The following is a 14791-nucleotide window of genomic DNA, read 5'->3' as shown; positions in this document are numbered from 1 at the left end:
CATAGGATGACCAATAAAAACAAAAAAGACGCATAAATCTATGCGTCTTTCTTTATTTAAAATATTGAAGATTATCCTATCTCAATACCATTTTCTACATGAGAATCATCTGGAGTTACAAAAGATAATTTTCCGTCTGGTTTTGTCGTTAATAACAACATCCCCTGAGATTCAATTCCTCTGATTTTTCTTGGAGCAAGGTTTAATAAAATCATAACCTGCTTTCCGATCACTTCTTCCGGAGTAAAACTTTCTGCAATTCCGGAAACAACTGTTCTAACGTCAACACCAGTATCAACAGTTAATTTTAATAATTTATCAGCTTTCTCAACTTTTTCAGCTTCAATAATAGTAGCTGTTCTTAAATCGATTTTCGTGAAATCATCAAAAGTTATTTCCTCTTTCATAGGATTTGCGTTAGGGTTTGTTTTTTTATTATTTTGTTTTGTGTCTTCTAATTTTTGAATCTGAGCTTCAATAACATCGTCTTCAATTTTTGAGAAAAGAAGTGATGATTCGTTGATTTTATGGCCTGTTTCAATTAAAACATTTTTAGTTTCAACATCATTCCAGTTTGATTTCTCAACGTTGAACATATTCAATAATTTCTCAGAACTGAAAGGCATAAATGGTTCACACAATTGAGCCAAAGCAACGGCAATCTGAGCTCCAACAAATAAAGATTGTGCTGCTTTTTCAGGATTGTCTTTAATCGTTTTCCAAGGCTCTTCTGCTTGAAGGTATTGATTTCCGAAACGTGCTAAATTCATTAAAGCAGTTAAAGAGTTTCTGAATTCATAATTTTCTAAGAATCCTGAAATTTCTTTTGCCGATTTATTGATTTCCTGTAATTCAGGAGCGTTTACATCACCTTGAGGAACAACTCCATCGTAATATTTATGAATAAGAACGGCAACTCTGTTGATAAAGTTTCCGAAAATTCCTACTAATTCCGAGTTATTTTTAGTTTGAAAATCTTTCCAAGTAAAATTGTTATCCTTTGTTTCAGGAGCAGAAGAAAGCAAAGCATATCTCAATACATCTTGCTGTCCAGGGAAATCCTGAACATATTCGTGAGCCCAAACTGCCCAGTTTCTAGACGTTGAAATCTTATCATTTTCAAGATTTAAAAATTCAAAAGCCGGAACATTGGTTGGCATAATGTAATCTCCGTGAGCTTTCATCATCGCAGGGAAAATAATACAGTGGAACACAATATTATCTTTTCCGATAAAGTGAACTAAATCACTGTTTTCACTTTGCCAGTAATCTTTCCAGTCTTTTCCGTTTTTCGCAGCCCATTCTTTCGTGAAAGAAATATATCCAATCGGTGCATCAAACCAAACGTACAATACTTTTCCGTCTGCATTTGGAAGCGGAACAGGAACTCCCCAGTTCAGATCTCTGGTCATGGCACGAGGTTTTAAGCCATCGTTTAACCAAGACTTAACTTGTCCGTAAACATTAGGTTTCCAATCGTCTTTATGGCCTTCAATGATCCATTCATTAAGGAAATCTTCATAGTCGTTTAATGGAAGATACCAGTTCTTAGTTTCTTTAAGAATCGGAACATTTCCACTTAACATTGATTTTGGATTAATCAGTTCTGATGGAGAAAGGGTAGTACCACATCTCTCACACTGATCTCCATACGCATTTTCATTTCCACAATTCGGACAAGTTCCAACGATGTATCTGTCAGCCAAAAATTCATTAGCCTGTTCGTCAAAATACTGTTCAGAAACTTCTTCTGTAAATTTCCCTTTTTCGTAAAGAACTTTAAAGAAATCCTGACTCGTGTCATGATGATTTTTAGATGTTGTTCTTGAGTATTCATCAAAAGAGATCCCAAGATCTGAGAACGATTTTTTGATGATCTCGTGGTATTTGTCTACAATATCTTGTGGAGTAACTCCTTCTTTTTTTGCTCTGATGGTAATAGGAATTCCGTGCTCATCTGAACCACAGATAAACGCTACATCTTTTCCTGATCTTCTCTGAAATCTTGCGTAAACATCCGCAGGAATATAAACACCTGCCAAATGTCCTATATGAACCGGTCCGTTTGCATAAGGCAAAGCTGCCGTAATCATCTTTCTGTTTGACATTTATAGTAAAATTTTATCTGCAAAGATACGGATTATCTCCCAAAAACTCTTGCTAGTCTCCGTTTAAAAAGCTTTAAAATTGTTTATGAAGTTTGAAATATTACATTTAGTTAAACCAACGTTTAACTTATTGTTAACTGTGGCAGGTTATTATGTTTTGCATAATTTATCGTAAACGAATGAAAAACAGATAATTGGTTTAAAACACTCAAGCAATTTACATAATTTTATCTTAATTTTCATTAAATTTATGATAATTCTATTTTTTTTATAAATTGCAAGCCTGACTATATGTCAAAATTATTATAAAAAACAAACTATATAAAAAAACAATATTGTGAAAAATTTTACAACGGTATTAAAAATTGCGCCTGCTTTTCTCTTGGCAAGTACAATGATACACGCACAAACAAAAGACTCTATTACAAAGGAGAAAAAGATAGAGGAGGTTGTTTTGATTGGATATGGTAAGCAGAAGAAGGCTGACTTGACAGGATCCATATCTTCCATAACTTCCAAAGATTTTAACGGGGGTGCAGCTACAGCAGATCAATTGATTGTAGGAAAAACTCCAGGTGTACAGATTACTGGAAATAGTGGGGCTCCAGGTTCGGGTTCTACAATAAGAGTAAGGGGTGGTTCTTCCTTTATCAATAATGATCCATTAATTGTAATAGATGGTGTTCCGATTGATTTCAATAGCTTAAGTGGCGCAACAAATCCATTATCATTAATTAATCCAAATGATATTGAAACTTTCGATATCCTAAAAGATGCTTCTTCAGCTGCTATTTATGGTAACAGAGCTTCAAACGGGGTTATTTTAATTACTACCAAAAAGGGAACTACAGGAAAATTCAAAGTGAATTTCAATACCAATTTTTCTGTTTCTACAAAAATGGGTAATGTAGATGTTTTAGATGCGGATCAGTTTAGAAGCTTTGTAGATACTTACGGAACAGCTACTCAGAAAACTTATCTAGGTACTGCTAATACCAACTGGCAGAATCAGATTTATCAACAAGCTTGGGGAACAGATAATAACGTTGCTTTCTCAGGTGGTGTGAAAGGTTTGCCTTATAGAGTGTCTTTAGGGTATAATGAGCAAAACGGGATTGTAAGAACAAATGAGTTTAGAAGAACATCATTAGGCTTGAATTTTTCACCTAAATTCTTTGATAATCATTTAACTGTTAATGGTAATTTCAAAGGAACTTTTTCTGAAAACAGATTTCCGGACACCGGAGCAATTGGTGCATCTATTTATTTTGATCCTACTCAACCAATATATTCTGGAAATTCTAATTACGGGGGATATTACGAATGGCTTGATTCAGCTTCTGCTACAGGATTAAATGTAAATGGAACAAAAAACCCGTTAGGTTTATTATATGGTAAAAGAGATATTTCATCTGTCTTTAGAATCATTCCAAGTTTACAGTTGGATTATAAATTACATTTCCTTCCAGATTTAAAATTAACGGTTTTAGGATCTTATGATTATGCAAAAAGTGACGGATCTGTAAATACATATAAAGATTATGCTTTGGGAATAGGAACTTTAGGGTCTTATCGATCATATTCTCAGGAAATAAAAGTGAAACTTTTTGAATCTTATTTAAGTTATGCAAAGAATATTACGGCAATTGATACTAATGTAGATGTTGTTGCCGGTTATGCTTATCAAGATAGACATACGATTACTCCAGAAGCTCCTACTTATTATGGAAACGGACAGAAAACTGATTTTTCTACACCTGGAGATACTCAAAGAACATTATTATCATTTTATGCAAGAGGAATTTTTACGATTGCAAATAAATATATTATCAACGGATCTGTAAGAAGGGATGGTTCATCCACATTCTGGAATGGTAACAAAGACCATTTATGGGGGAATTTTCCGGCGGTATCAGTTGCTTGGAAAATTAATGAAGAAAGTTTCTTGAAAAATGTATCAAGCATCAATTCTTTAAAAATACGAGCAGGTTGGGGTAAGACCGGACAACAGGAAACAAATAAAGATTATGCTGCTTTCGGATCTTATTCTTATAGTAATAGCAGTACCTCACAGTATCAGTTCGGAAATAATTTCTATACATTATTACGTCCTGATGTTTATAATCCAAATTTAGTTTGGGAAACAACCACAACAAAGAATATTGGATTAGATTTTGGGATTTTAAACAATAGAATTAATGGATCTGTAGACTATTTTGACAAAAAATCTGAAAATCTTATATCACTTGTTCCTACTTGGGCAGGAGATCTTAACAATTTTAATGTTAAAAACGTTGGAATTATTGCCAATAAAGGTTTTGAAGCTAATTTAAATTTAGTGCCCATTAAAAAAGATAATATAACTTGGGATGTTAATTTCAATGCAACTAAATTTACTCCTAAAGTTACAAGTTTATCACAGTTTGTAGATGCTTCTTATAAAATTTATGGAGGAGGAATTACTGGTATTAATAATTATATTCAGGCGACAAGTGTTGGAAAGCCTATTAACTCATTTTACGTTTATCAGCAAGTCTATGATAGCAATGGAAAGCCTTTAGAGGGTGTTTATGTAGATAGAAACGGTGATGGAAAATCTACTGAAGATGATAAATATTTTTACAAATCTCCAACACCAGACGTTATCTTAGGATTTTCAACAAAAGTGAGCGTAAAAAACTGGGAGTTTAGCACTGCATTAAGAGCTGTGCTAGGAAATTATGTCTATAATAACTCAGCTTCTAATAGCTCAATTGCCAATATCCAGGCGAATAATTTTTTGAGTAACACTAATGCTAGTATTTTAAATACACAATTTGCTGTTACACAACTTTTCTCTGATATGTTCATTGAAGACGCATCTTTCCTGAGAATGGACAACTTTACAATTGGCTATAATGCCGGAGAATTTATGGGTAAAGGAACTAACCTAAGAGTAAATGCAATGGCACAAAACGTATTTGTAATTACAAAATATAAAGGTATAGATCCAGAAGTTTTTGGTGGAATTGATAATGGATTCTATCAAAGACCTAAAGTGTATTCAGTAGGCTTTAACTTTCAATTTTAATCAACATGAAAAATAAATATTTATATAAAAAAATAATCATAGGGTCTATTACGTTAGGGACTCTATTCTTAGCAGGTTCTTGTACGCAAGACCTTGAAAGAGAACCAAGTTTAGGATTAACGGCAAGTGTGCTTTATAAAGATTTTAATAATTATAAACCAGCTTTGGCTAAAATCTATGCGGGGTTAGCAATTGGTGGTCAAGGTGACCAAAATAACGGAGACGGAAATACAGATATTAGTGGAATCGATGGCGGATTTTCAAACTATCTTCGTCAAATGTATAGCATGCAGGTTTTGACAACCGACGAAGCGGTAATTGCCTGGGCAGATGCAGGTCTTCCTGATATGCATAATATGACTTGGAATGCTTCTAATCCGTTTGTTGCTGCAATTTATTACAGAATATTTAATGTAATAGCTGTAAGTAATGAATTTATCAAAAATACGACAGACGAAAAACTCTCTACAAACGGAATTACAGGAAATAACCTTACAGAGGCAAAATTTATGCGTGCAGAAGCTCGATTCTTGAGGGCGCAATCATATTATCATGCCTTAGATTTATTTGGAAATGTACCTAATGTAACTGAAACCACGGATATCATTAATACTCCTCCTCCAAGAATTGCGAGAGCAGAATTATTTAAATATGTTGAATCTGAACTTTTAGCTTGTGCTAATGATTTGAAAGATGCAAAAACCAACGAGTATGGTAGAGCGGATAAAGCTGCTGCTTGGGCTTTATTGGCAAGATTGTATTTAAATGCGCAAGTTTATTCAGGAACAGCAAGATATACAGATTGTATTACATACTGTAATAAAGTAATTAATGCTGGGTATTCATTAAAGTCAAATTACGGATCATTATTCATGGCAGATAATAATGTAAGTAATCCTGAAGTTATTTTATCTGTAAATTATGATGGCACAAGTACAAAAACTTATGGAGGTTCAACCTTTATGGTACATGCTGCGATTGGAGGATCAATGCCTGCTTCTCAATTTGGTGTCAACGGAGGTTGGGGTGGCTTAAGAACTACAAAATCACTTGTTAATTTATTTGCAAGTTTTCCAAATGATCAAAGAGGAAATTTTTATACGGCTGGTCAGAATTTAGAAATTAATAATATCGCAACTTTCACAGATGGTTATGCATTTATTAAGTATAAAAATATAAAATATGCTGGTGGAGCCCCCGGGTCAGATGCATCAGGTAATTTTGTGGATGCCGATATTCCTTTGTATCGTTTAGCTGATATTTATTTAATGTACGGTGAAGCAGTTACAAGAGGTGGAAGTGGTGGAGATGCTACGACTGCATTAGGATACGTAAATGCTTTGAGAACAAGAGCTGGAGGAAATACGGTTGCATCAATCAATACGGATTTCTTCTTAGATGAAAGATCAAGAGAAATGTCTTGGGAAGCAACCAGAAGAACAGATTTAATTCGTTATGGAAAATTTACATCAGGTTCATATTTATGGCCTTGGAAAGGTGGTATGAAAGATGGTAAAGCAGTAGAAGATTATAGAAACCTGTTCCCAATTCCAACTAATGACATTGTTGCAAACCCTAATTTGATTCAAAATCCAGGTTATTAATCTTAAAAACACATTAAAATGAAACATTTATTTAAAATATTCACACTTTTTGTAATTGCATTTTTTGTAGCTTCTTGTGAAAAAGATGAAGATCTTGCTGTGGTAAATGATGGAACAAATCCTACAGTTACATCAAATAAAACATCAGTTATATTATTAGGTGGTCAATCTGCAAATGAAGCGGTTGCTTTTAATTGGGTAAACTCAGATTTTGGGGTGCCAATCCAAATTGCTAATCAATTGGAATTTGCACTTAAAGGAACAAATTTCGCAAGTCCAAAAGTTGTAGAGCTTCCAGCTGGTACAAAGTCTTACAGTATGCTTGGGAATGACCTTAATAATATTGTGTTATCTCTGGGCGTAAGTTCTGTTGTTGCAACAGACATCGAAGCTAGAATAAAATCTACGGCAGTTGGAAAAATCCATTACTCAAATATCCTTCCTCTAAAAGTAACACCATTTATCAACGGTCCTGTCTATACATTTACAGATCTGTATCTTATTGGAGACGCTACTGCAGGAGTTTGGGATAATGTGGTTTCAAACACAAAAATCTATCCGCTTTTAAAAACGACTACCGCAAATGTTTATACCTATACAGGTTATTTTGCTCAGGGAGGATTTAAAATTATCAAAACTCCGGGAGCTTGGGATCCTCAATATGGAATGGGAGCTTCTGCTGGAGTGTTGAGTACAAGTGGTGGATCAGGAAATATCACAATTGTTGGTTCAGGATATTATAAAGTTACAGTTAATACTTCTGCACTTACTTATAGTGTAGTGTCTGTATCTCCACCAACAACTACTTATACCAAAATTTCATTAATTGGTCCATCAGTAGGAGGTTGGTCTACTGATTTAGATTTAGAGCAATCTACTTTTGATCCGCATGTATGGACAAAAAGAAATGTAATGTTAAGTTCAGGAGAGTTTAAATTTAGAGCAAACCATGATTGGGCGACAAGTTGGGGAGTAGCTCAGGAATTTTTTGGAACAGCAGCTATAGGAGGAGGAAATGTTCCTGTGGCTACTACTTTCACTTATAATGTTTTCTTTAATGATATGACTGGAGATTTTTCTTTTATACCAGTGAATTAGAAAATAAAACAATAAACGATTAATATACATTGAATTTATAAAGTAAAGTGTTGCTTTTTAGCAGCACTTTCTTTATTTTTAAAACTTATAATTAGTTATTATGAAGAAAATGACAATCGGAGCATTCTTGCTCTCAATGATGTTTGGAGTTGCCAATGCACAATCTTTAAAATCGCCGGACGGAAAGTTTGAAATGAGTTTCCAGTTAAAAGGAGGAGTACCTTATTATAACCTAAAATACAATGGAGCAACAGTTGTTGAAGATTCCAAATTAGGGTTGAGGTTATTTAAAGATACTTCGATAAAATTTGCCTCGGAGATTGCAAAACCTGAAGATGCAAAATTTGATCTTAACAATGGTTTTACAAAAACAGATGAAAAAAGAGATTCTAAAAATGAAACTTGGCAGCCTGTTCTTGGTGAAAAGAAAAACTATATCAATAATTATAATGAATTGGCAGTTACGCTTAATCAAGCGTCGGCTGATAGAAGTATTGTTGTAAAATTCAGGTTGTTTAATGACGGGTTGGGATTCAGATATGAGTTTCCACAGCAGAAAAACTTAAACTATTTCACAATTCGTGAGGAAGATTCTGAAATCGATTTCCCTACAGATATGAAAGCTTGGTGGATGGTTGCAGATTACGATTCTCAAGAATATCAATATCAGGAAACAAAGATTTCTGAAATCCCTGCAAGATGGGACAAGGCTTTTGATGCCAATGCTTCTCAGTCTTTAGTTAAAAATGCCGTTCAGTCTCCATTAATGCTGAAAAAAGAAGGTAAAGATCCTTTATATATCAATGTTGCGGAAGCTGCAGTTTTGGATTATCCGGCTTCACATTTAGAAGTTGATGCTCAGAATTTCAAATTTAAAACTCATTTGACAGCAGACAGACAAGGGGCGAAAGGATATATTCAGACACCTTCTGTTACGCCTTGGAGAACGATTATTGTTTCACCAAAAGCAGAAGAAGTGATGGCTTCGAAAATGATTTTTAATCTTAATGAGCCTACAAAATATACCGACACCTCTTACATTCACCCAACAAAATATATGGGCGTTTGGTGGGAAATGATCATCGGGAAATCTCAGTGGGCATACGCGCAACCAGAATCAAATGTTCGTATCGGACAAACCGATTTTTCAAAATTAACACCAACCGGAAAACACGCTGCCAACAATACGAAAGTTAAAGAATATATCGATTTCGCGGCTGAAAATGGCTTCCAAGGTTTATTAATTGAAGGCTGGAATATCGGTTGGGAAGATTGGTTCGGTCACTCAAAAGAATTTGTTTTCGATTTCATCACACCTTATCCTGATTTTGATATTAAAATGTTGAATCAATATGCTCATTCAAAAGGAATTAAGCTAATCATGCACCACGAAACTTCTGGTTCTGCAACGAACTACGAAAGATGGGCAGACAAAGCTTTCCAATTAATGAACAAATATGGTTATGATGCTGTGAAAACGGGTTATGTAGGAGATATCATTCCGAGAGGGGAACATCATTATTCGCAATGGACAATCAACCATTTCTACAGAATTGCTGAAAAAGCGAATGAATATAAAATCATGGTTAACTCTCATGAATCTGTTCGCCCAACGGGAGAAAGCCGTACGTATCCGAACTATATTTCCGCAGAAGCTGCTCGTGGAACGGAATACGAAGCATTTGGAGGAAACAATCCCGATCACCAGACAATTTTACCATTTACAAGATGGATGGGTGGTTCTATGGATTACACACCAGGAATTTTCCAGACAAAATTAGATTATTATTTCCCTGAAGATAAGCGTTTTGTGAAAACTACATTGGCAAAACAGCTGGCTTTATATGTTACAATGTATATGCCTCTTCAAATGGCGGCCGATTTACCTGAAAACTACAAAAAGCATATGGATGCTTTCCAATTTATCAAAGATGTAGCGGCTGATTGGGATGATACAAAAATCTTATCCGCAGAACCGGGAGATTATGTGATCACAGCCAGAAAAGCAAAAGGAACAGAAAATTGGTTTGTTGGTGGTATTACAGATGAAAATAAACGCAATTATACTGTAGATTTTTCTTTCTTAGATAAAGGAAAAAAATATGAAGCAACGATCTATGAAGATGGAAAAGATGCTGACTATATTGATAATCCTCAAAGCTATAATATCTACAAAAAACAGATTACAAACAAATCAAAGATTGATTTCAAAATGGTGCGAAGTGGTGGATTTGCGATATCAATTAAACCAATAAATTAGTAAATTAATAAGTGATTTTATTTTTTAGTATAAAATTAATTATCTATATTTGGTGAATTAAGTAAATTAATAACCAAATAATAATTTTATGAAAAAGAAATTCACTATCACGAGTAATCTTGAACAAAAGAGTATTCTAAAAAAATCTATTCAGTCATCTGAGAAAGAAAATGTAGATCTTTACAAAGCGATCTTCGGAGGTATCACCAATACTGGTATTGGAGGCGGACCGGTAATTATCAGTCCACAACCGAACAATTGTGACGTTGTTGCAATTTCAGGTGCTTCTGCAGCTTACAATAAGGTTGATCAATTCTTAAGAGCTTAGATTTACTGATTTTTTAAAATTTATAGTTCTTCGTTAGCTAATAACGGAGAACTTTTTAATTTATTGATATAGATATGGTTACTTCTTTTGTTCTAAAAGTTGCGAGCAGGTGCAACCTTAACTGTTCGTATTGTTATATGTATAATTTAGGAGATAAAACTTATCTCAAACAGCCTAAATTTATGTCAGTCAATACAATAACTGTTTTTGCTGAAAAATTACGTACATATTGTAAAGAAAATAATTTAAACTATTTACAGATCGTATTTCACGGAGGTGAACCTTTACTTTTATCCAAAGATTTTTATAAACAAAGCATACAGATTTTTACAGATATTGTGAAAGATGTGCATTTTGATTTTGTTATTCAGACCAATGGTGTTGGATTGAATAACGAATGGTATCAACTTTTTAATGATCTTAATATAAGAGTGGGCATCAGTATGGATGGTCCTCAGAAATATCATGACGAGTATCGTGTTTTTCATAACGGGAAAGGCTCTTATCATGAAGTGCGGGAAGCTATTCAGTTGGGAATTGATAACGGATTACATGGTGTATTGTCGGTTGTTAATTTAAAAATCTCTCCTCACGAACTTTATGATGAAATCAAAGGCTTAAATGTAAATAGCTTTAATATTCTCCTTCCGGATGGCCATTTTGATAAACTTCCGGACGGTCTCGAAAAAGATAAAATTAATACTTACCAATACACACTGTACGCAGATTGGCTCATAGAATTATTCAATATTTGGAAGCAGGACAGCAACAGGCCAAACATCAGATTTTTCAAAACACTTATTCAGTTGATTGCCGGAGAAGATGAAGGTGATCAGATGCTCGGAAGAAGATTGAACGGGGTAGCTGTTTTGGAAACCAATGGGAATCTGGAAGTTGCGGATTCTATCAGAGCTTGTTATGAGGGCATTACAAGGAATAATATTAATATTCATACCAATGATATTGATGATATTTTTAATGACACACTTTTCCAGATTTACATAAATTCTCATGACATGGTTTGTGAGAAATGTCTGAATTGCCCTGTTTATGATGTTTGTGGAGGTGGTTTCTTAGGAAATAGGTATTCCAACGATAATGGCTTTGATAATCCAACAATTTATTGTCATGATATTATCAAACTTGTTACTTTTCTTCAAAATGACCTTATAGACAGTCTTCCGGTGGAATCATGTGCCGAAATGGGTCTTGAAAAAGTTTCCTATACTGAAATTGTACAGGAATTGGAAATGAGCGGTGAGGTTGCCATTAACGGAAGTGTAAAAAATAAACTAAAAGCGTATAGTCTGGTATGAATTTAAAGGAAGGTATCAAAATCTTTGATCATCATCTCAAAGATTTGAAAAATCAGATAAAAATAAATACAGGTGTTATTCCTATAGATGAGGTAAAAACGGAGGTAGAATACTACAGTAATGCTTATTTACCGGATGCAAATTGGCGTGAACTTACGGATTCAGAATTTAAAAAAGTTTCAACAGCAAAAACCGAAAGTAAAATATTTAATACTTTGGGGATTGGTGAAATACCCGAAAATCTTGAGGATTTGTTTAAAGAGCTTAAGTTTGAAGAATGTCAGTCTCTATTTGATGTTCAGCCGAAATTCAAAGACAATGAAAAATTAACCCTGAAAATCAATAACGAGATCAATGAATTTTTAAATCAAAAATCAGAAGATCAAAATTATAAATTTCATAGGATTACAAGGTGTATGCCGGATATGCATACTACAACTTTTCATTTTCTGAATAAAGAACATATCCGATATACAGGGTTGCATATTGATAAAAGCACGTATTTCACACCCAATACAGCCTACAAATCGGATAACAGAATATCCATCAATATCAGCATGGAGCCGAGGTATTTATATTTTGTAAATCTTACATTGAAACAAATTTACAGAGATGTTCAAAAGTTAGATCCTGAAAATATTACATCAGAAAATATCGTCGAAAAATTTTTTGCGCTCTATCCCAATTACCCCGTCATGAGGCTGGAAATTAAACCTTACCAATATTATATTGCTCCAACAGATAATTTTATTCATGATGGAAGCACATTGGGAAATAAAAATTTTGATATTACGATGGTGTATGTTGGAATGTTTAATAAATATTAAAAGGATATGCAATTAAAATCAGGTATTAAAATATATTCGCAGAATTTGGATGATATACTGAAAATTAATTCAGGAACAATTCACCATTCTCATCAGTCTCCCAATGAAATTATTTTTAAAGATTTAAAATTTATACAGAAATACGAGCCCGAAGCTCATTTGCCGAAAAGAGACTGGAGATCGCCTAATAAAGAGGAGATCAAATTAATTAATGGTGAAAATCAAAATAAAAAAGATTATAATTCTGTTTTTACAGGAGAAATTCCGTTGAAAATTCAAAACATTTTTGATGAATTAGATCTGCATTCGGCTCATTCAGAAGTTGATCTTTTGGAGAAATTTAGAAATAACAGTGATTCTGTAGGAAAATTAAACTCAGAATTGAATGATTTTCTTGAAAATATTTCACTAGTTCCTTTCAGATTCATGAGTCTGGCAACGAATTATCCTAACAGTGAAATTGTTTCATTAGATAAGAGAAAATTGCCCGCCAATTATACTGTTGAAGACCTTCAGTATATAGGAATTCATAAGGACAGTTCTGAAAAAATGACGCTACACAGCGCACATAAATGCGGAAACAGACTGACCATAAATTTGGGACAGCAATCCCGCTATTTATTGTTTATGAATCTTTCAATGATTCAGGCTTACAACATGATCAAGGAAAAAATAGATGTGAAGGAAAATAACGTTAATAATAAAAATATAACCTCTTTTTTCCTGAAATTATTTCCTGATTATCCGATGTTACGAGTGGAGCAAAAGCCTTATCATTATTATATTGCACCCACCGATAACTGTTTTCATGACGGATCTACGCTCGGAAATACATCATTGGATATTGTTATTACTTATTTAGGGAAATTCGTTATTTAAATGATTTTTATGAAAAATATTTTTACGATTATAGTATCAGTTTTATCTGTCGGCTTTGTTTCTGCACAGAAAAAACTTCCGGTTATCAAAGCCAATGGAACGAGTGCCATAATATCGGAAGAAGATAACGGATTGATAACGGAATGGAATATTGATCCTAGTATTAAATTAGATACTTACACAGTTTCCAAGATCAGTTCAACAAATAAAATAGTTAAGATAAAAACGGATATAGATTCCATAAAAATCAAGCTTAAAAGAGGAGAAAAGAAAGATTTTGTCATTCTTTTGAACGGAAAAGACTCCTGTATTACAAGAATCGAAAGTCTTCCGGCTAAAAATTTCAGTAAAAACGGACCTGTTTTTAAGGATACAATTAAAATGCAGATCAATGAACAGAATACCATGTTTATAAAAGCTGCTTTAAACAAAACAGACTCTCTTACCCTTAATTTTGATACGGGAACTAGCGACCTTGTTCTTACAAGAGAAACTTTAAAAAATAAAATTAAGCAATCTCTAAAATCCGGAGTAAATATTCTACAAATTGGAAATAAACAATACCAAGACTTTAAAATATATCCGGCAGAACTTACAGGACACGGCACAGACGGTAGATTTGGATGGGATCTGTTCGACGGAATGGTTGTTGAACTAAACTACGACAAAGGAATTATGGTTGTACATTCCGAGATTCCGAAGTATGTGAAAGGTGATGATTATTCTAAGCTTAAAATAAAATATTTCAACAATGTATTTTTAGCGGAAAGTACCATCTCACAGGATGGAATTCAGAATAAAAACTGGTATCTTTTTGATACAGGCTATCAGAGAACTTTGATGCTCGACGGCCCGTTACTAAAGGAACAAAATTTCCCGGTTGATAAAATGAAAATTCTTAAAAAAGTAGTGATGAAAGATGCTCAAGGCAATGAAATTCCGGTTATTACTTCGGATCTTCAGACTTTCACATTAGGAAACTTTCAGCTTAAAAATGTGCCTGCACAGATGATGTCTCAAAGCCGGATGATAAGCGGATCGAGAATGCATATTGTAGGAAACGAAGTACTGAAAAGGTTTAACGTATTTCTTGATTTTCAAAATAATATGATTTATCTAAAACCCAATAAGTTGATCGATAATAAATACACAGAACTCAATTAATCATATTGTGAATAATTTTGTTAAAACTACTTTTTATAAGTAGTTTTTTTATTTTAATATCCTATATTTAGTGGTCAAAATCATAAAAATGATGAAGAAATAATATATTCTAAAACATTTTAGGAGATATTTAATTC

The 14791-nt window shown here is 33.6% G+C and carries 10 protein-coding genes; 9 read left to right on the top strand and 1 reads right to left on the bottom strand.

The features are described from left to right. Positions 1-71 precede the first annotated feature (71 nt). The gene (gene metG / locus SB689_RS17715; RefSeq protein WP_410693435.1) at positions 72-2108 is read right to left on the bottom strand and encodes a methionine--tRNA ligase; all 2037 of its coding nucleotides are present in this window, start codon (positions 2106-2108) and stop codon (positions 72-74) included. A 337-nt stretch (positions 2109-2445) separates the two neighbouring features. On the opposite strand from metG, the gene SB689_RS17710 reads away from it, so the two are divergent. The 9 genes from SB689_RS17710 to SB689_RS17670 all read left to right on the top strand — a co-directional run bounded on the left by SB689_RS17710 (position 2446) and on the right by SB689_RS17670 (position 14654). Further along, the gene (locus tag SB689_RS17710) at positions 2446-5178 is read left to right on the top strand and encodes a SusC/RagA family TonB-linked outer membrane protein (protein WP_410693434.1); all 2733 of its coding nucleotides are present in this window, start codon (positions 2446-2448) and stop codon (positions 5176-5178) included. Positions 5179-5183: 5 nt separating this feature from the next. Beyond that, positions 5184-6782, top strand: a complete 1599-nt coding sequence (locus SB689_RS17705) for a RagB/SusD family nutrient uptake outer membrane protein (RefSeq protein ID WP_410693433.1) — start codon at positions 5184-5186, stop codon at positions 6780-6782. 18 nt (positions 6783-6800) lie between these two features. After that, positions 6801-7880, top strand: coding sequence for a SusE domain-containing protein (locus SB689_RS17700; RefSeq protein WP_410693432.1), 1080 nt, complete (start codon positions 6801-6803; stop codon positions 7878-7880). A 100-nt stretch (positions 7881-7980) separates the two neighbouring features. Continuing rightward, positions 7981-10140 carry a glycoside hydrolase family 97 protein gene (locus tag SB689_RS17695; protein WP_410693431.1) on the top strand — a complete coding sequence of 720 codons (2160 nt, stop codon included), beginning with the start codon at positions 7981-7983 and terminating at the stop codon, positions 10138-10140. Between the two features lie 88 nt (positions 10141-10228). Continuing rightward, a complete protein-coding gene (locus SB689_RS17690) occupies positions 10229-10468 on the top strand; it encodes a hypothetical protein (protein WP_410693430.1) in 240 nt (79 codons plus the stop codon). Between the two features lie 74 nt (positions 10469-10542). Beyond that, a complete protein-coding gene (locus tag SB689_RS17685; protein WP_410693429.1) occupies positions 10543-11784 on the top strand; it encodes a radical SAM protein in 1242 nt (413 codons plus the stop codon). Continuing rightward, positions 11781-12611, top strand: coding sequence for a hypothetical protein (locus tag SB689_RS17680; RefSeq protein ID WP_410693428.1), 831 nt, complete (start codon positions 11781-11783; stop codon positions 12609-12611). Before SB689_RS17685 ends, SB689_RS17680 begins: the two co-directional genes overlap by 4 nt. Before the next feature lie 6 nt (positions 12612-12617). Further along, on the top strand, positions 12618-13490 hold the full coding sequence (locus SB689_RS17675) for a hypothetical protein (RefSeq protein WP_410693427.1): 873 nt from the start codon (positions 12618-12620) through the stop codon (positions 13488-13490). Between the two features lie 9 nt (positions 13491-13499). Continuing rightward, a complete protein-coding gene (locus SB689_RS17670) occupies positions 13500-14654 on the top strand; it encodes a hypothetical protein (RefSeq protein ID WP_410693426.1) in 1155 nt (384 codons plus the stop codon). Positions 14655-14791 lie beyond the last annotated feature (137 nt).

The sequence above is a fragment of the Chryseobacterium sp. SIMBA_038 genome, assembly GCF_046535115.1.
Lineage (GTDB): Bacteria > Bacteroidota > Bacteroidia > Flavobacteriales > Weeksellaceae > Chryseobacterium.
This window is presented reverse-complemented; position numbering and strand designations above follow the sequence as displayed.

Coding starts and splice junctions, on each gene's coding strand:
- metG (WP_410693435.1), bottom strand. CDS start 2,108: ATGTCAAACAGAAAGATGATTACGGCAGCTTTGCCTTATGCAAACGGA.
- SB689_RS17705 (WP_410693433.1), top strand. CDS start 5,184: ATGAAAAATAAATATTTATATAAAAAAATAATCATAGGGTCTATTACG.
- SB689_RS17700 (WP_410693432.1), top strand. CDS start 6,801: ATGAAACATTTATTTAAAATATTCACACTTTTTGTAATTGCATTTTTT.
- SB689_RS17695 (WP_410693431.1), top strand. CDS start 7,981: ATGAAGAAAATGACAATCGGAGCATTCTTGCTCTCAATGATGTTTGGA.
- SB689_RS17690 (WP_410693430.1), top strand. CDS start 10,229: ATGAAAAAGAAATTCACTATCACGAGTAATCTTGAACAAAAGAGTATT.
- SB689_RS17685 (WP_410693429.1), top strand. CDS start 10,543: ATGGTTACTTCTTTTGTTCTAAAAGTTGCGAGCAGGTGCAACCTTAAC.
- SB689_RS17680 (WP_410693428.1), top strand. CDS start 11,781: ATGAATTTAAAGGAAGGTATCAAAATCTTTGATCATCATCTCAAAGAT.
- SB689_RS17675 (WP_410693427.1), top strand. CDS start 12,618: ATGCAATTAAAATCAGGTATTAAAATATATTCGCAGAATTTGGATGAT.
- SB689_RS17670 (WP_410693426.1), top strand. CDS start 13,500: ATGAAAAATATTTTTACGATTATAGTATCAGTTTTATCTGTCGGCTTT.